The organism is Streptomyces sp. NPDC107575 (assembly GCF_055657265.1).
In genome coordinates this window covers 412,191-428,324 of record NZ_JBVKBG010000005.1, presented here as the reverse complement: position 1 = coordinate 428,324, position 16,134 = coordinate 412,191, and the positions used below count along the sequence as shown (strand labels likewise).

Annotated in this window: 13 protein-coding genes; 8 read left to right on the top strand and 5 right to left on the bottom strand. The window is 71.9% G+C overall.

The features are described from left to right. Positions 1 to 199 precede the first annotated feature (199 nt). Positions 200 to 643 carry a hypothetical protein gene (locus ACZ7L4_RS26720; protein ID WP_472107356.1) on the bottom strand — a complete coding sequence of 148 codons (444 nt, stop codon included), beginning with the start codon at positions 641 to 643 and terminating at the stop codon, positions 200 to 202. Between the two features lie 320 nt (positions 644 to 963). On the opposite strand from ACZ7L4_RS26720, the gene gdhA reads away from it, so the two are divergent. Further along, positions 964 to 2,322 (top strand): NADP-specific glutamate dehydrogenase, encoded by a 1,359-nt coding sequence (gdhA, locus tag ACZ7L4_RS26715; RefSeq protein ID WP_472106361.1) that lies wholly within the window; start codon positions 964 to 966, stop codon positions 2,320 to 2,322. A 69-nt stretch (positions 2,323 to 2,391) separates the two neighbouring features. Here the strand turns inward: gdhA and ACZ7L4_RS26710 are convergent, their stop codons facing one another. Further along, the gene (locus ACZ7L4_RS26710) at positions 2,392 to 3,645 is read right to left on the bottom strand and encodes a PucR family transcriptional regulator (RefSeq protein ID WP_472106360.1); all 1,254 of its coding nucleotides are present in this window, start codon (positions 3,643 to 3,645) and stop codon (positions 2,392 to 2,394) included. Positions 3,646 to 3,885: 240 nt separating this feature from the next. Between ACZ7L4_RS26710 and ACZ7L4_RS26705 the strand changes: the two genes are divergently transcribed. The 4 genes from ACZ7L4_RS26705 (at position 3,886) to ACZ7L4_RS26690 (ending at position 9,208) form a co-directional block, all read left to right on the top strand. Next, positions 3,886 to 4,857, top strand: a complete 972-nt coding sequence (locus ACZ7L4_RS26705; RefSeq protein WP_472106359.1) for an alpha/beta hydrolase — start codon at positions 3,886 to 3,888, stop codon at positions 4,855 to 4,857. 70 nt (positions 4,858 to 4,927) lie between these two features. Continuing rightward, on the top strand, positions 4,928 to 5,386 hold the full coding sequence (locus ACZ7L4_RS26700) for a spore germination protein GerW family protein (RefSeq protein WP_472106358.1): 459 nt from the start codon (positions 4,928 to 4,930) through the stop codon (positions 5,384 to 5,386). Further along, complete coding sequence (locus tag ACZ7L4_RS26695; RefSeq protein WP_472106357.1) at positions 5,383 to 6,726, top strand: cytochrome P450; 1,344 nt, start codon at positions 5,383 to 5,385, stop codon at positions 6,724 to 6,726. The genes ACZ7L4_RS26700 and ACZ7L4_RS26695 overlap by 4 nt, the downstream gene beginning before the upstream one ends. Before the next feature lie 142 nt (positions 6,727 to 6,868). Beyond that, the gene (locus ACZ7L4_RS26690) at positions 6,869 to 9,208 is read left to right on the top strand and encodes an MFS transporter (RefSeq protein ID WP_472106356.1); all 2,340 of its coding nucleotides are present in this window, start codon (positions 6,869 to 6,871) and stop codon (positions 9,206 to 9,208) included. Here the strand turns inward: ACZ7L4_RS26690 and ACZ7L4_RS26685 are convergent. From ACZ7L4_RS26685 to ACZ7L4_RS26675, 3 genes are all read right to left on the bottom strand, one after another. Beyond that, a complete protein-coding gene (locus ACZ7L4_RS26685) occupies positions 9,168 to 9,569 on the bottom strand; it encodes a hypothetical protein (RefSeq protein ID WP_472106355.1) in 402 nt (133 codons plus the stop codon). The genes ACZ7L4_RS26690 and ACZ7L4_RS26685 overlap by 41 nt on opposite strands. 65 nt (positions 9,570 to 9,634) lie before the next feature. Then, positions 9,635 to 11,536 carry an ATP-binding protein gene (locus ACZ7L4_RS26680; protein WP_472106354.1) on the bottom strand — a complete coding sequence of 634 codons (1,902 nt, stop codon included), beginning with the start codon at positions 11,534 to 11,536 and terminating at the stop codon, positions 9,635 to 9,637. A gap of 217 nt (positions 11,537 to 11,753) precedes the next feature. Next, positions 11,754 to 12,149 carry a DoxX family protein gene (locus tag ACZ7L4_RS26675; RefSeq protein WP_472106353.1) on the bottom strand — a complete coding sequence of 132 codons (396 nt, stop codon included), beginning with the start codon at positions 12,147 to 12,149 and terminating at the stop codon, positions 11,754 to 11,756. 3 nt (positions 12,150 to 12,152) lie between these two features. Here ACZ7L4_RS26675 and ACZ7L4_RS26670 point away from each other — a divergent pair, with 3 nt between their 5' ends. From ACZ7L4_RS26670 to ACZ7L4_RS26660, 3 genes are all read left to right on the top strand, one after another. Then, a complete protein-coding gene (locus ACZ7L4_RS26670) occupies positions 12,153 to 12,932 on the top strand; it encodes a helix-turn-helix domain-containing protein (protein WP_472106352.1) in 780 nt (259 codons plus the stop codon). Between the two features lie 341 nt (positions 12,933 to 13,273). After that, entirely contained in the window at positions 13,274 to 14,353 is a 1,080-nt protein-coding gene (locus ACZ7L4_RS26665; RefSeq protein ID WP_472106351.1) for a LacI family DNA-binding transcriptional regulator, read from the top strand. A 112-nt stretch (positions 14,354 to 14,465) separates the two neighbouring features. Next, positions 14,466 to 16,130: an ABC transporter substrate-binding protein gene (locus ACZ7L4_RS26660; protein WP_472106350.1), complete on the top strand. Its 1,665-nt coding sequence runs from the start codon at positions 14,466 to 14,468 to the stop codon at positions 16,128 to 16,130. The last annotated feature ends 4 nt before the right edge of the window (positions 16,131 to 16,134 follow it).

Sequence of the window (16,134 nt, the reverse complement as noted above, 5' to 3'; positions counted from 1 at the left end):
CCCGTGCAATTCGTCAACCCGTTGCCGAATGGCAGAACATGGCGGATCGCGGCTCGTTACGTCCAGTGAGACCGGCTGCGGCACCTGTCGCGTGATGAGCGTACGGGGGAGTGCACACTCCGCGGCCGGCCTCTTCCCCTCGGCCCGGCCCCGCTTCCTCGAACCAGCGGGGTCGGGCCGACCGGGTCGAATACCGGGCTCAGCGGGTCAGCGGGTCGTCGCCCAGCGTCGTTCGCGGAGCCGGCGCCGGGGTGATCGTCCGGTACGCGGCCCGGGCGTGGGAGACGCGGGCCCACAGGGTGCCGACGAGGGTGGCGGTCAGCAGGCAGGTCAGCCACACCGTGTCCCGGTGGCCGATCCAGCTGAGGGTGCCCGCCGGCGGGATCGCGAAGCCGTTGAGGAACAGCCAGCACAGCACGGCCGTGCCCGGCGCCGCGGTGAACCGGGCGCAGAAGCCGAGGCCCGCGGCGAGCAGGGCGAGCGCGGTGAGCGCGAGCCAGGGGCGGCCAGGACCGAGGAGCGTGTTGATGAGCGCCACGAGCAGCAGGGCGGTGCCACCGGTCACGGCCCACACCAGCGGCGTGGCCACGGGCCGGGGGACGGGACGCGGTCCGGTGCTCTCGACGGACACCCACTTGATCACGCGCACGTTTCCCTCCGGCCGGCTTCGGACGCCAGGCTCGTATTCTCCCTCACCGCCTCCGGCGCCCGGAAGGCCCGGACCGAATGGTCGCAATGGTGCGATACATGCTGTTTGTGCAGGTCAAAGGTGCGTGCCGCAACCCCGTGGATGTCCTCCCGAGCCGTCCGGAATTCGGATGGCACTGGTCAAGCGGTTTACATGCGCGTAACACTTACCCCTGTCCCACGCACGGCAATGGCGCCGCGCGCTCATCGAACGACCGGACCCGAGCGAGCCGCACCCGCAGGGAGATGGCGACTGCCGAGCCCGAAAGGCTTTCAGTGACGACGCGATCCAACACGCAGGACATCCTCGGCAACCTCCTTGCCGAGATCGAAAAGCGCAACCCCGCGCAGCCCGAGTTCCACCAGGCCGTGCACGAGGTCCTCGAGACCCTCGCCCCGGTCCTCCAGGCCCGCCCCGAGTACGCCGACGCCGCCCTCGTGGAGCGGCTCGTCGAGCCCGAGCGCCAGGTCATGTTCCGGGTGCCGTGGCAGGACGACCGCGGCCGGGTGCACGTCAACCGCGGGTTCCGCGTCGAGTTCAACAGCGCGCTCGGCCCGTACAAGGGCGGCCTGCGCTTCCACTCGTCGGTCAACCTCGGCGTCATCAAGTTCCTCGGATTCGAGCAGATCTTCAAGAACGCGCTGACCGGGCTCGGCATCGGCGGCGGCAAGGGCGGCAGCGACTTCGACCCGCACGGGCGCAGCGACGCCGAGGTCATGCGGTTCTGCCAGTCGTTCATGACGGAGCTCTACCGGCACATCGGCGAGCACACCGACGTCCCCGCGGGCGACATCGGCGTGGGCGGCCGCGAGATCGGCTACCTGTTCGGCCAGTACCGGCGCATCACCAACCGCTGGGAGGCCGGTGTCCTCACCGGCAAGGGGCAGGGCTGGGGCGGCTCGCTGATCCGCCCGGAGGCCACCGGCTACGGCAACGTCCTGTTCGCCGAGGCCATGCTGCGCGAGCGCGGCGAGGACCTGGAGGGCCAGACCGCCGTCGTGTCCGGCTCCGGCAACGTCGCCATCTACAGCATCGAGAAGCTCCAGGCCCTCGGCGCCAACCCCGTCACCTGCTCCGACTCCTCCGGCTACGTCGTCGACGAGAAGGGCATCGACCTCGAACTGCTCAAGCAGATCAAGGAGGTCGAGCGGGGCCGCGTCGACTCCTACGCCGAACGCCGGGGCTCCTCCGCCCGGTTCGTGCCCGGCGGGCGGGTCTGGGACGTCGCCGGTGACGTCGCGCTGCCGTCCGCGACGCAGAACGAGCTGGACGAGAACGACGCCGCCACGCTGATCCGCAACGGCGTCAAGGCGGTCTCCGAGGGCGCCAACATGCCGACCACGCCCGAGGCCGTGCACCTGTTCCAGAAGGCGGGCGTCGCCTTCGGCCCCGGCAAGGCGGCCAACGCGGGCGGCGTCGCCGTCAGCGCGCTGGAGATGGCGCAGAACCACGCCCGTACGTCGTGGACCGGGCAGCGCGTCGAGGACGAGCTGGCGCACATCATGAAGGACATCCACGCCACCTGCCACGAGACCGCCGAGCGCTACGGCGCCCCCGGTGACTACGTGACGGGCGCGAACATCGCGGGCTTCGAGCGCGTCGCCGACGCGATGCTGGCGCAGGGCGTCATCTGAGGCCGGTTCGCGAAGGCGGACCCAGGGGCCACCGGTCGTGGCCGGTGGCCCCTGCCGCGGGGCATCCGACTACGGTGCCTCCGCCGCGTCGAGCGCGCTGAGCGCGGCCCGGACGCGCAGCGCGTCCGGGCCCGATGTGACGTCGAGGCCCGTGATCTCGGCGGCGCGGCGCAGCCGGTAGTCGACCGTGTTCGGGTGCACGCACAGTTCGTGTGCGGTACGGCGGCGGCTCAGCCCGCAGCGCAAGTACCCGCGCACCGTGGCCAGCAGTTCGGGCCGCCCCGCCAACGGCCGCATCAGCCGGGCCAGTTCGTCCCGCGCCGGGCCGGGGCGCATCAGCTGGTACTCGAGCAGTACGTCCGGGAGCCGGTACAGGCCCGGGGGCCGCTCCGAGGCCGCCGCCACCCGGCGCACCTCCCGCGCCAGCGTCACCGCCGCGGGGACGTCCGCCGGGGCGGCGGCCGCCGCGCCCGCCGTGATGTCGACCCCGGCGACGCGGCACATGTGGGAGACGGCGTCCGAAAGCCGCGCCCAGTCCCGGTGCGTGACCCGATCGGCCGCCGCCCGGCAGGGGATCAGGGCCAGACCGCCGTCGCCGGACAGCGCGGACAGCACCGTGCCGTCGACATGCCGGTCCAACTCCACCCGTAACCGGCGCAGCTTGCGCTTGCCCGCGATGACCGGGCTCACCCCGTCGAGCGCCTCGTCGGGGTGGGTGCCGATGGCCAGGTCGAGGACCAGGTAGCAGTCGGGGACGTCCAGGCCCCAGCGGGCCGCGGCGCCGCACACGTCCGTCCCCTCGACCAGCGCCGTCATCAGGTCCTGGCGTGCCGTCTGTTCCTCGCCGAGCACCGCCTGGCGCTCGGCCGAGTATCCCGCCACCACGGTGACCGTCATCCGCTCCAGGAACTCCAGGACCAGCTCGGTGGCGGCCCGCACATGGTCCAGGTCGTCCGCCGTCGCGTGCCGCAGCATCTGACCCAGGCACTCCTGCGCACCGACGTGGTACGCCCGCAGCACCGCCTCGACCGGCACCCCCTCCTCCGCCCGTTTGGCCGCCGACTGACGCAGCGCCAGAAAACGCCCCTCGACGGGGAGCCGACCCGTGCGGAGCATCGCGGCGAAGGAGGCGATGCACTGCTCGACCACGCCCTGGATCTCGCCACGGAGCTGTTCGCGGGGCATGGTGTCGTACACGGGCACCTGGTCGACGAGGCGGTCCAGGACGCGTGCGGTCAGCGGCGAGAGCGCATCGCTCAGGCGCTGGTGCAGGAGCACACCGTCGAAGCTCAGCGGCAGCGGCGGCGCGGCATCGCCGATCATGCTGCCTCCTTGCGGCGCCCGGGTTACCAACGCGTAGCGCCAGTAAAGGTCGCCGGTCGCGGCCGGGGTGTCAAGGGTGTGTCCGGGGCCGCGAACGGGTCTTCGCCGGGCGCGCCGTTTTGTGACGGCTCACAAAGAGCGGCGCCGATGTCTGGACGTCGGCCGGGGTGCAGGGAGGTCACCGCTGCCCCAGTCTTGCCTGGACGCCCCTTCCTCCGTGACGCACCCCAGGAGACACGTATGCCCGTGACCGATCCGTCCCCGCGGCGGCCGAGGTTCCGCAAGGTCCTGGCCGCCGCGGCCGTCTGCGCCTCCACGGTGCTCACGCTGTCGGCCGCGCCTCCCGCACACGCGGACGACGCGGAGAGACTTCCCGAGGGAGGTGTGGCGCAGGCGCTGGCCAACTATGTGAGCTCCCCGGGAGCCGTTCCCGGCGCCAACGACTGGTCGTGCAGGCCGAGCGCCGAGCACCCCGAGCCGGTCGTCCTGCTGCCGGGCACGTTCTTCAACATCGGCGCCAACTTCGTGAAGGCGGCGCCCCGTCTGAAGAACGCCGGCTACTGCGTCTACGCCATGAACTACGGCTTCACGTCGGTGTCCCTCGGGCGCGTCGGCGGCCTCGGCCCGAACCGTGAGTCGGCGGCACAGCTCGACGCGTTCGTGGACAAGACGCTCGCCTCGACGGGCGCGAAGAAGGTCAACATCGTCGGCCACTCGCTGGGCGGCAATGTTCCGATGTGGTGGATGAAGAAGATGGGCGGCGCCAAGAAGGTCGACAACTACGTCGGCTGGGCGCCGAGTTCGCACGGCACCGACCTCAACGGAATCGTCGGCCTCGGCGCCGCGCTGAACCTGATGGGCTTCGTGACACGGCTGTCGGACGTGGGGCAGTTCCCCGGCGTCATCGAGCAGACGAACACCTCCGAGTACACCCGGGAGATGTGGGCGGACGGCGACACCGTCCCGGACGGGCCGCACTACACCGTCGTCATGACGAAGTACGACACCGTCGTCACGCCGTACGCCACCCAGGCGCTCAAGGGCAAGGACGTCGACAACGTGCTCCTGCAGGACGCCTGCCCCGACGACCGGGCGGGGCACATGGGCCTGTTCAACGACGACCCGACGCTCCAGATCACGATGAACGCCCTCGCCGACGGACCGGCCGACTTCAAGCCCCGCTGCCGCGGCTACGGCCTCCAACTCCTTTGACCTGCTGGCGGATTGGTGGCCTCCGGCCTAGCGTGAAGGGCTCTGCCCCGGATTCGCCAGGAGGCACCGCATGACCAGTCAGGACGGGCAGGCCGTGGTTGTCCCGCCGGCCGAGCTCAGCACCGCCAACGCGTCCGCAGCGCTGCTGGAACGGCTGGCCGAGAAGCTCGGTGGCCGGGCATCCGTCGCCGCGGTCTTCGGCGAGCCGGTGTTCCGGGAGGGCATCACGGTCGTCCCGGTCGCCCAGGTCGGCTTCGGCTTCGGCGGCGGCGCCGGGCGCGAGAAGGCGGGGGAGAAGGACGGGGAGGGCGGCGGAGGCGGCGGCGGTGCGGGCGCCAAGCCGCTCGGCTTCATCGAGATCAAGGACGGCACCGCCACCTACAAGCCGATCCGCGATCCGTGGGTGGACGTCGCCCTGCCGCTCGCCACGCTGCTCGTCGGCGTCGCCGGGAGCAGGGTGATGCGGGCGGTGTCGAAGGCCCGCCTCGCGCGGCACGCCGCGTCGGTGAGCGGAGAGGTGACCGCATGACGGTCGAGGGGGTCGGGACGCGGGCCATTCCCGCCCAGCGGCGCGACGACCGCGGACTGCCCTGGATCGGGCAGCTCTTCGCGTACGCCAAGGACCCGGTCGCGTTCTACCGGCGCGGCTGGGAGCGGTACGGGCCGGTCGCCCCGTTCCACGTGCTGGGCAAGGACTCGGCGATGCTGCTCGGTCCCGACGCGTGCGGGGAGGCGCTGCTGAACAAGGACAAGGCGTTCGCCAACGAGCCCGCGTGGGCGCAGCTCGTCGGCCCCTTCTTCCACCGCGGGCTCATGCTCATCGACTTCGACGAGCACAAGGGGCACCGCCGGATCATGCAACAGGCCTTCACCCGCGAGCGGTTGGAGGCCTACATCCGGCGTCTGCACCCCGCCGTCGAGCACGGGATCGCGGGCTGGGAGGAGAGCGCGGAGTTCCCCTCGTACTGGAAGCTGAAGCAGCTCACGCTCGACATCGCCGCCGACCTCTTCATGGGCGGCGCGCAGGACACGGGTCAGGCCGGGATGGACCGGGTCAACAAGGCGTTCATCGCCTGCGTCCAGGCCGCCGCGGGCGTCGTGCGCGCCGATGTGCCGTTCACCCGCTGGGGCAGGGCGTATCGCGGACGCAAGGTGCTGGAGACGTTCCTGCGCCACTACCTTCCGGCGAAGCGCGCCGAGCGGACCGACGACATCTTCTCGGTGCTCTGCCACATCGAGACGGAGGACGGTGAGCGGTTCACCGACGACGACGTCGTCAACCACATGATCTTCCTCATGATGGCCGCGCACGACACCTCGACCGTCACCACCTCCACGATCCTGCAGCACCTCGGCCAGCACCCCGCCTGGCAGGAACGCTGCCGCGCGGAGGCGCTCGCGCTCGGACCCGCGCCGTCGATGGCCGAACTCGAGGGCCTGGAATCGATCGACCTGGTGATGCGCGAGGCGCTGCGACTGCGGGCACCGGTCCCGACGCTCGTCCGGTACGCGGTCAAGGACACCACCGTGCAGGGCGTGCGCATCCCCGCCGGCACGGACGTCCTCGTCGGCGTCCAGTTCAGCCATCTCATGGACGAGTACTGGACGAACCCCACGGCCTTCGACCCCGACCGCTTCGGCCCGGACCGCCGCGAGGACCGCTCGCACCGGTACGCCTGGGAGCCCTTCGGCGGCGGTGTGCACAAGTGCATCGGCCTGTACTTCGCGGGCCTGGAGATCAAGGCGATCATGCACCGCCTGCTGCGCTCCTACCGCTGGACGGTCGACCCCGCCTACGTCCCGCCGATGGACTACCACTCCCTGCCGTTCCCCAAGGACGGCCTGCCGATCGCACTGTCCAGGCGCTAACCCGGGCGACAGGTCCGGTTACTTCCCACTTGTCTGTAAAGTTCCTTTAGGGACTTTCGGTCCTTACGTAGGTCATACGCGATCCGCGACGCTTGTCCCTGGAGGACTACGCGGAAGGGGGAATCCCCAGGGAGGTCAGTACATGGTCGGCACCGGTGCGTCCGGATTCGCGACGGACGGCACACGGGGCTCGACACGCGTGGTCGGGCTGCTGCTCGCCGCCGTAGCGGCTCTGTACGTGATGGCTCCCGCGGTGCACTCCGCGGCTGTCCCCCTGGTCCACGCCGAGCTGGGTCTCGGCCCGGGCCACGAGGTGGTCGCCCGCGTCGTGGGCTCGTCCCTCGCACTGCTCACCCTGGTCGTCGCCGGACGCGCGGGCGATCTTCGAGGGCGGCGCGCCGTACTGAGCGTGTCGCTGGCGGTGCTCGCCGCGGGCTGCGCCCTGCACGCCGTCGCGTTCGACGGCTGGTCGTACGTGCTCGCGCGGATCGTCGTGGCCGTGGCCCTGGCCGCCGTGTTCGTCAGCTGCCTCGCGTTCCTGCCGACCGTGTTCCTGCCCGGCAGGATGCGCAAGGTGATGGGCGGCTGGCTGGCCGCGATGTCCGTCGGCTTCGTGCTCGCCGTGAACCTTGCGCCGCGGTCGGCGTCCACGACCGGGTGGCGCGTGGCCATGGCCGCGATGACCCTCGCGGCGGTCGCGGCCCTGTTACTGGTCCACCGCTACGTGCCCGAACCCTCCAGGACGACCCGCCGGCCGATGCCGGACCGGGCGCGCGCCGGCAGCCTGATCGCCTTCGGCGTGCTCGCCCCCGCGGCGCTGCAGCTCGCCCCCGTCTGGGGGTGGGCCGACCCGCGCGTGGGCCTGCTGCTGCTCGCCGCCACGGTCGCCCTCGTCGTCGCGCGGCTGCGCTGCCCCGGCCTGTCGGTGCTCTCCCGCGGCCGCCCGGCACTCATGCCGGACACAGTGCGCGCCGGTGCCCTGATCGCGGGGCTCGCGCTCGGCTTCACCCAGGTCGTGCTCGCCATGGCCCTCCCGACGCTCGCGGCCGAGAAGGGCACCGGACCGGAGTCCGCCGGATTCGTCCTGTCGGCCTTCGGCGTCGGCGGCGCCGCGAGCTGCCTGCTGGTACGGCGCCGGGCGATCGCCCCGGTGACCGGATCCTCGCTCGGCCTGCCCCTGGCCGCCCTCGGCCTGGTCCTGCTGCACGCCGGACTCGGTACGCGCGCCTACGGCGTGGCCGGCGCCTTCGCCGTCGTGGCGTTGATCGGCTTCGGTGTCATGCTGGCCGCCGCCCCGCACATGGCGCGCTACCTCGCCGCGATCCCGCGCACCCACCTCGGCACCAGCGCGGCCCTGCTGCCCGGCTCCATCCTGCTGGGCACCGCCGCCGCGCAGGCCCTGCCGTACACCTCCGCCGTCGACAGCGTCCCGGTGCCCGAGGAGGCGCGCCAGCTGCTGCGCATCGGCACCATCGTGCTCGCCGTGGCCGCCCTGCTGCTCGGCCGCGTCGCGGTCTCCGTGGCGGTGGCCTGCGCCGCGGGACTGCAGTACCTGCTGACGCGCACCGGCATCGGTGACGCGGGCACCCTGATCGTCGCGCTCGCCTTCGGCGCGGCGGCCGGCGCCCTCGTCTGGTCACGCCGCGAACAGCGCGACCGGCTGGCCCGGATCAGCCAGACCGCGAGCACCCTGCAGCACGCCGTGCTCCACCCGATACCCGAGGACCTCGGCCGGCTGCACCTCGCGAGCCTGTACCGGCCCGCCACCGCGGACACCGGCATCGGCGGCGACTTCATCGAGGCCCTGCACACCCCCTTCGGCACCCGCATCCTCATCGGCGACGTACGCGGAAAGGGCCTCCAGGCGGTGCAGACCGTCACCGACCTGCTGGGCTGCTTCCGCAGCCAGGCCCACGAGACGGAGGAGCTCGGAGAGCTCGCCGCGCGCCTGGACCGGCAGGTGCTGCGCGCGGCCGCCACCCGCCAGGACGAGGAGCTGTTCGCGACGGCGCTGCTGCTGCAGCACGACGGCCAGGAGCAGGAGGCGTGCGAGCTGCACGTCGTCAACTGCGGCCACCTCACCCCGCTGGAGGTCACCCCCGACGGCGTCACGGAGATGGACGTGCCGACCCTGCTGCCCCTCGGCTTCGGCACGCTCGGCTCCGGCGCGCCGCCCGCCCCGCACCTGGTCCGCCTGGGCGCCGGGGCGACGCTCGTGGCCCACACCGACGGCCTGAGCGAGGCCCGCAACTCGACCGGCGAGTTCTACCCGCTCACCGAGGGCCTGGTCCGGGCGCCGTACGGCACCCCCGAGCACCTCGTCGGCCACCTCGACGACGGCGTCCGCGACTGGACCCATCACCTGGCCGACGACATCGCGATCATCGCGCTGCGCCCGGCGGAGAGCCCGGTGGCCGCGGAGCCGCGCGTGCCCCGTGCGCTCAGCGGCCCCGCGGACCGCCGAGCCGCACGAAGCCGCTGAACCGCGGGGCGAACGCGAGGGCCGGCTCATCGCCGAGCGCCTCCCGGATGCCACGCACCACGTCCTCGTCGGGCTCGCCGAACACTTCGAAGTGCTCCACCTCGCAGTGCGCCATGACGTCCTGGATGTACGGATCGGACAGCTTCCAGTGCGCGCGGACGGCGTCCGAGTCCTGGTAGAGCTGGAAGCTGTGGGCGAGGAGCCGTTCCTCGTCGACGAAGACCTCCACCATGAGCTGGGGGCCGTGCCGCTCGACGAAGCCCACGGCCCGGTCGATCGCGCCCCGGAACTCCTCGAGGTGACCTTCGGTGATGCGCATCGTGTTGCGGAACAGGAGAAGACCGCTGTCTGGTGTGTTCATGGTGCGAGTCTCGGACCTCAACCACGCTTCAGATCAAGCCCGTTGGCCGGGCGGGTGTCGTCGGGTCATGCGGACAGCCCCGGAATCACCGGCGCCGGCGCGGCCTGCCCCGTGCGCAGCACCGTGAGCAGGGAGTGCAGTGCGGCGTGGGCCTGAGGGGCGCAGGTGGCCGAGTCGGCGTCGGACACCGCGCGGTGGGCGCGCGTCCAGGCCCTGGCGGCGCGGCCGTTGTGGTGGTCGACGAGGGCCAGGGCGTAGCGGGCGCGCACGCTGGACCACACATCGTCGCGGAGCCCGGGCTGGGCGAGGGCGGCCAGGGCCGCGCGGTGTGCGGCGCGCGGCTCGGTGTCGCGCCGGGCGAAGGCGAGGGCCGCGAGGTAGACGGCCCTGCCCGGTCCGCCGGCGGCGTGGTCCGGGGTGAGGACACAGGCCTGCTCGAAGAGGTCGGCGGCCTGGAGCGGGTCGCCGAGGGTGAGGGCGATGAGGCCGTGGACATGGGCGATGCGGGCCAGCAGCGTGTCGTCGCCGTCGAGCACGGCACCGGGCCAGATCCGGTCGAGCAGGGTGAGGGCCGTCTCGGGGTCGGTGCGGGCGGCGAGCCATGCCGCGAGCCAGGCCGCGGGGGCCGCCGACGGGTGGTCCTCGGGGCAGCGGGCGAGGAGCTGGAGGAGGTAGCGCAGCCCCGTCGCGGCATGGCCCGTGACCCACCAGAACCACAGACGGGTGGCGGTCTCCAGGGCGGCGACGGTGGCCTCGGGCCGGGGGTCGGTCAGCGCGTACCGCAGGATGGCGTTGAGGTTGTGCTGCTCGTCGGCCACGAGACGTACCGCCTGCGTCTGGTGGCCGTGCTCCCACAGGTGTTCCGCGAGGTGAACGATCCTGCGGCAGTGCCCGGCCCGGCGCTCGACGGCGATGTCCAGCTCGCCGGCCTCGGTGAGCCGGCGCTCGCCGAACTCCCGTACCGCCGGGGGCATCCGGTAGCGCGGCTCGCCGGGGCCGTGCGGGTCGTTCTCGTGCCGGAGCAGGCCGAGGGAGGCCAGTTGGGTCAGCAGGCCCGGCACCTGGTGCGGGGCGATCTCGCCGCCGGAGCACAGCAGCACGGCGGCCGCCTCCCCGAACGACCCGGCCAGAATGCTGGCGCGGCTCCACACCATCCGCATCCAGGGGGAGCACAGCGTGTGGACCGCGCCGACGGCCTCCTCGACGGAACGGTGCCGCCGAAGGCGCGGCCGGGGGCTGTGCAGCCAGGTCTGCCCGTGCTCCACGAGTTCGGCCAGATCGTGCAGGGAGTACGACCTCAGCTGGGCGGCGGCGAGTTCGATCGCCAGGGGCAGCCCTTCGAGGGTGTCGCAGACGGCCTGGACGCGTTCGAGGGTGGCCGGGTCGCGGCGCCGCAGCGCGCCACCGGCCGTGGTCAGGAACAGGCACGCGGCGGGCGACGGGGAGCCGTCGTCCGCGGGCTCCGTGGCCAGCGGGCCGAGCCGCAGCACCGCTTCGTCGCCGAGCCCGAGGGGGCGGCGTGCGGTGGCCAGGACCTGCAGCGACGGGTGGTGGAGCAGATGCCGCTGGACCACGCCGACGCACTCGTCGTGGACGGGGTCGATGTCGTCCAGGAACAGCAGGACCCGGGGCGCCGACCGCCGGCCGGTCGGCGCCCCGTCCGGCGAGAGCGGGGTGCCGAGCAGCGCCTGCCGCACGGCGTCCCGGAAGGCCCCCGGCCGGCCGGACACCTCGGGCCAGGACACCCGGACCACCTGGCGCCGGGACGGCCGGGGCCGCTGCACGGCGACATCGCTCAGCAGACTCTTGCCGACCCCGACGGGGCCGGTGACGGTGACCAGTCGGTGGCCCGCCAACAGGCTCCGCAGTTGGGTCAGTTCCGCCTCTCGCCCGATGAGGGAGTCGTCGGCCCTGGTGTCCGCGACGAGCCTGAGAAGCGTGCCGACCTCGCCGGCTTGCTTGCGCACCTTGTGTCCTTTGCTGCTTCGGTGAATGGAACGAACGGCGGTGAGCGAAGATCAGCAGAATCGTTACTGTCGGCAACTCCCGGCAGCTTCAACGCCGGTGATGCGCGCCGGTAGTGCGCGTGGGCGCAGGCGTACCCGCAGGGCAGACAATTTGGATGCACCTGATGACGGATTCCATGAAAAACACCCATCAGGGACACATTTCACACACGCGGCTTTAAGGGAAATGTGCCTGGTGCCCTGACCGGCCGCTCAGCGCGACCCGGACCGCCCAGCCGATGTAGCAGAGGTTGACGCACAGTCGGGCGATCGCTCCCGACGGGCGTTCGAGCAGCCGTGGGCGGTCCGCGCGCGCGTGCCGGAGGGCATCGAGGTGGGAGACGAGGTAACCGCTGATCAGGACGGCCGCGGCCCATCCGCCCACCGCCCGCGAATCCGGCACCAGCACCAGCGCACCCACCACGACCTCCGCGGCCCCGGACGCGGCGACCAGCAGCGCGGGGCGGGGGAGCCAGCGCGGCACCAGCGTGCGGAAGTAGCCGGGCAGCGCGAAGTGCGCCACCCCCACTGCCATCAGGAAGAATCCCAGAACGACTGCCGCGATACGGTCCATGGTGTGAGCGTCGTCCCCGACAGCGCCTGGGCGCTTGAACGAAACGATCGCAGGCTGATGTTCGCCTCGGGCCCCGACGGAACGCTGTTCGCGGAGACGGGCTCCTCCCGCGTCGCCGCCCACTGCCACCCGGTGTGGAAGGTCGTACTGTCGGCCGCCGACCGCGAGCAGGGGATCCGGTGGGACGGTCCCCGCGCGCCGGTCGCCTCGGCCGGAGTGCTCGTACCACCGGGGTTCCGGCACGGCGCCGCCGCCTCGTCCGCCTACACCGCCCTGTTCCTCGACCCCTGGACGCTCCCGCCGGGCGCCGCCGGTCCGACCCCGCTCGACCGTCGCACGGTCGACCGCGTCCTCGCCGCGCTGGGGCAGGGCCGCAGGGGTGCACCCGAAGATCCCCGCGACGCCGATCTCGCGGCCGCCCGCGCCGAATTGACGCGCCTGACCGGCACCCCGCCCCGCCTCGACCCGCGCGTCGCCCAGGTGTTCCGGGAGGTCACCCGCGCCGCCCCCGAGACCACGTCCATCGGCCCACTCGCCGCGGACGTGGGCCTGTCACCGGTACGGCTGCGCGCGCTGGTCCGCGACGCGGTGGGGGTGCCGCTGGTCCGGATACGGCAGTGGACGCGGCTCCGCGCGGCCGTCGCCGCCCTGCCCGAAGGGACGGTGGCCGCTGCCGCCGGCGCCGCGGGCTTCGCCGACCAGGCCCACCTGACGCGCACGGCCCGCGAGTTCCTCGGCCGGACACCCGCGTCCCTGGGGCGGGCCGGGGCTTCCGGCCGTTGAGCGGGCCCGGCACGAGACGCTCCGGAGGGTCCCGGTACCGGGCCACGGCGCGCAGAGGTCCCCCTCGGCGTCCTCATGTCTTTTGGTGTCTCGTCCCGCCATCCACCCGTATTCCCCGCACATCCACGCCAAATCACCTTTAGTGGCGGCCGGTGGAGCCGCTCCGCACCCCAAATACCCGCCGGTCGACGGCAATTGGCGCGCAACCTGTTGCCCCGACGGCTTTAGCGCTTTAGCGTTCTCGCACTCAACCGCTTGAGTTCAGGGCAGTTGGGCTCAGGCCGTCCCGTTCGGGGGCGGCTTGCCGGTATGCCGTGCCGGTCTGCGTGGCAGGAGAATCCATGCGCCGTACCCCCTCGAGACGCTCGACCCTGAAGGACATCGCCGAAGAGGCGCGCGTGTCCGAGTCCGCCGTGTCCCTGGCGCTCAACGGGCGGCCCGGTGTCTCGCCGTCCACCCGGCAGCGGGTGCGCGAGGTCGCCGACCGCCTCGGGTGGCAACCCAGCGCCGCGGCACGGGCGTTGAACGGCAACAGCACCGCCACGGTGGGCCTCGTCCTGGCCCGCCCCGCGCGCGCCCTCGGCGCGGAGTTCTTCTTCCTGCAACTGGTCTCCGGGATCCAGGAGGCGCTCGCCGGGCGGAGCATCGGCCTGCTCTTCCTGGTGGTCCCCGACCTGGACGCCGAGTGTGCCGCCTACCGCCGCTGGTGGGCCGAGCGCCGCGTCGACGGTGTGCTCGTCGTCGACCCGAGGGACGGCGACCCGCGTCCTGCGCTGCTTGACGAACTGGGCCTGCCCGCCGTGTTCGTCGGATCCGTGCCACGGGGCGAGAGCGGCTCGGCGCACCCCGGCATCTCCAGCGTGTGGGCCTCGGACACCCGGGCGATGGCCGGCATCGTCCAGCACCTGCACCGACTGGGCCACCGCCGCATTGTGCACATCGCGGGGCTGCCCCACCTCGCCCACACCCAGCAGCGGATCCGCTCCCTGCGCGACGAGGCGGAGCGGCTCGGCCTCGACCCCGCCGACGTGCGCAGCATCCCCACCGACTACTCGCGGCAGCAAGGTGTCGAAGCCACCCGCCAGGTGCTCGACATCTCGGCGCCGCGGCCCACCGCGATCGTGTACGACACCGATGTGATGGCCGTCGCCGGGCTCGGCGTCGCCGCCTCGCTCGGCATCGCGGTGCCGGGCGCACTGACCCTCGTCGCCTGGGACGAGTCCGTGCTCACCGGTTCCACCCACCCGCCGCTGTCCGCCCTTGTCCGTGACACCCCGGCCTTCGGGCGCCGCGCCGCCGAGGAACTGCTCGCGCTGATCGACGGAGGGCCCGCCCGCACCGTCGAGGACGAGACGCCGCGGCTCGTCCCGCGCGGCAGCAGCGGCCCCGCGCCCGCCCACCGAGCCCCCGGCCCCGGCTGATCCGCACTCCACGGCGCCCCACCGCCAGCCCCTGACAACGATGTCCAAGACCTTCCGCGTGCCCCCCCCCACACGTGCTGTCCCCCATCCCCAACACTCCTCGGGAGCCCCGATGAACCCGAAGTCCCCCTCTGCCCGCCGCACCGGCGCCCGTGTCGCCGCCGTCGGCGCCGCCGTGCTCTCGCTCGCGCTGTCCGGCTGTTCGGCGGCGCCCACCCCGGCGGGCGGCTCCGCCGGCGGCGGCGCGCTCACCACGAACCTCGGCTTCGCGGGCACCACCATCAACCGCAACTTCAACCCGTTCGCCCTCAAGCCGACGCAGGGCACCTTCGGGTTCCAGTACGAGGCGCTCTTCGACTTCAACATCCTTCAGGGCGGCAAGTTCACGCCCTGGCTCGGAAAGAAGTACGAGTGGGCCGACGGCGGCAAGAAGATCACGATCCACCTCGACGAGCGGGCCAACTGGAGCGACGGCTCCAAGCTCACCGCGCAGGACGTCGTGTTCACCCTGAACTACGTGAAGAAGCACGACCTGCCCCCGACCTGGGCCTTCGATTTCACCAAGGCCTCCGCGCCGGACGACCACACCGTCGAGATCACCTTCGACAAGCCTGCCTATTCCATGATCGACAAGATCGGCGGGACCACCCCGGTGCCCGAGAAGATCTGGAAGAAGAAGGACGGCGCGAAGGACACCAACCCGAACCCGGTCGGCTCGGGCCCGTACAAGCTCAAGCAGTACAGCCCGCAGCAGCTCACCTTCGAGGCCCGCGACGACTACTGGAAGCAGAAGGTCCCGGTCAAGACCGTCAAGGCGCCCATCATCACCCAGGCGTCCGAGGTGCCCAAGCTGCTCAGCGGGGAGCTCGACTGGAGCGGCGGCGTCGTGCCCGACGTCAAGAAGCAGTACATCGACAAGGACCCGAAGAACCACCACGCCTGGTACCCCACCTACGGCGGCCAGTTCCTGTTCTTCAACCACACCAAGAAGCCGTTCAACAACGTCCATGTCCGCAAGGGTCTCTCGCTGGCCGTCGACCGCAGCCAGCTCCTGAACGTCACCAACCCGGGCATGTTCAACACCCTCAACCTCACGGGCCTCGACTCGAAGACCCAGGGCAAGTGGATCGCCGACGAGTACAAGGACGCCGAGCAGCCCACGGCCGAACTCGCCAAGGCACTCGCCGAGTTCAAGAAGGCCGGCTACACGAAGAAGAACGGCAGGCTGGTCGACGGCAGCGGCAAGCAGCTCAGCTTCTCCATCATGGAGGTGCAGGAGTGGGGCGACGCCGTGCAGTTCGACAAGGTCGTCGCCTCGCAGCTGAAGAAGGCCGGCGTCGACGTCGACGTGAAGCCCATCGCGGCGGCGCAGATCGACGCCAAGCGCAAGACCGGTGACTTCGACGTCACGATCGGCGGCGGGGTCTACTACTCGACGCCGTACAGCTTCTTCAAGGACATGCTCTACAGCAAGAACGCCGGCATCTGGACCAACTACGGCCACTACAAGAGCAAGAAGGCCGACGCGCTGCTCAAGGAGATGGCGACCGCCAACGACACCGCGACCGTCAAGAAGTACTCGGCCGAGTTCGAGAAGATCATGGTCGACGAGGTGCCGGCCGCCCCGCTCATCACGATCGGCGTCTCCTCCGAGTACAACAGCAAGAACTGGACCGGCTGGCCGAGCGAGAAGAAGCCCTACGCCCAGCCCGCCCCGTGGGCCGGTGGCATCGACTCCATGAGCATCCTGCTCAACCTGCGCCCGGCGAAGGGCTGACCGC

Excerpts from the sequence above, each read along its gene's own strand:
- ACZ7L4_RS26705 (WP_472106359.1), top strand. The coding sequence starts at position 3,886 with ATGCCCGTGACCGATCCGTCCCCGCGGCGGCCGAGGTTCCGCAAGGTC.
- ACZ7L4_RS26665 (WP_472106351.1), top strand. The coding sequence starts at position 13,274 with ATGCGCCGTACCCCCTCGAGACGCTCGACCCTGAAGGACATCGCCGAA.
- ACZ7L4_RS26695 (WP_472106357.1), top strand. The coding sequence starts at position 5,383 with ATGACGGTCGAGGGGGTCGGGACGCGGGCCATTCCCGCCCAGCGGCGC.
- ACZ7L4_RS26675 (WP_472106353.1), bottom strand. The coding sequence starts at position 12,149 with ATGGACCGTATCGCGGCAGTCGTTCTGGGATTCTTCCTGATGGCAGTG.
- ACZ7L4_RS26700 (WP_472106358.1), top strand. The coding sequence starts at position 4,928 with ATGACCAGTCAGGACGGGCAGGCCGTGGTTGTCCCGCCGGCCGAGCTC.
- ACZ7L4_RS26685 (WP_472106355.1), bottom strand. The coding sequence starts at position 9,569 with ATGAACACACCAGACAGCGGTCTTCTCCTGTTCCGCAACACGATGCGC.
- ACZ7L4_RS26690 (WP_472106356.1), top strand. The coding sequence starts at position 6,869 with ATGGTCGGCACCGGTGCGTCCGGATTCGCGACGGACGGCACACGGGGC.
- ACZ7L4_RS26710 (WP_472106360.1), bottom strand. The coding sequence starts at position 3,645 with ATGATCGGCGATGCCGCGCCGCCGCTGCCGCTGAGCTTCGACGGTGTG.
- ACZ7L4_RS26660 (WP_472106350.1), top strand. The coding sequence starts at position 14,466 with ATGAACCCGAAGTCCCCCTCTGCCCGCCGCACCGGCGCCCGTGTCGCC.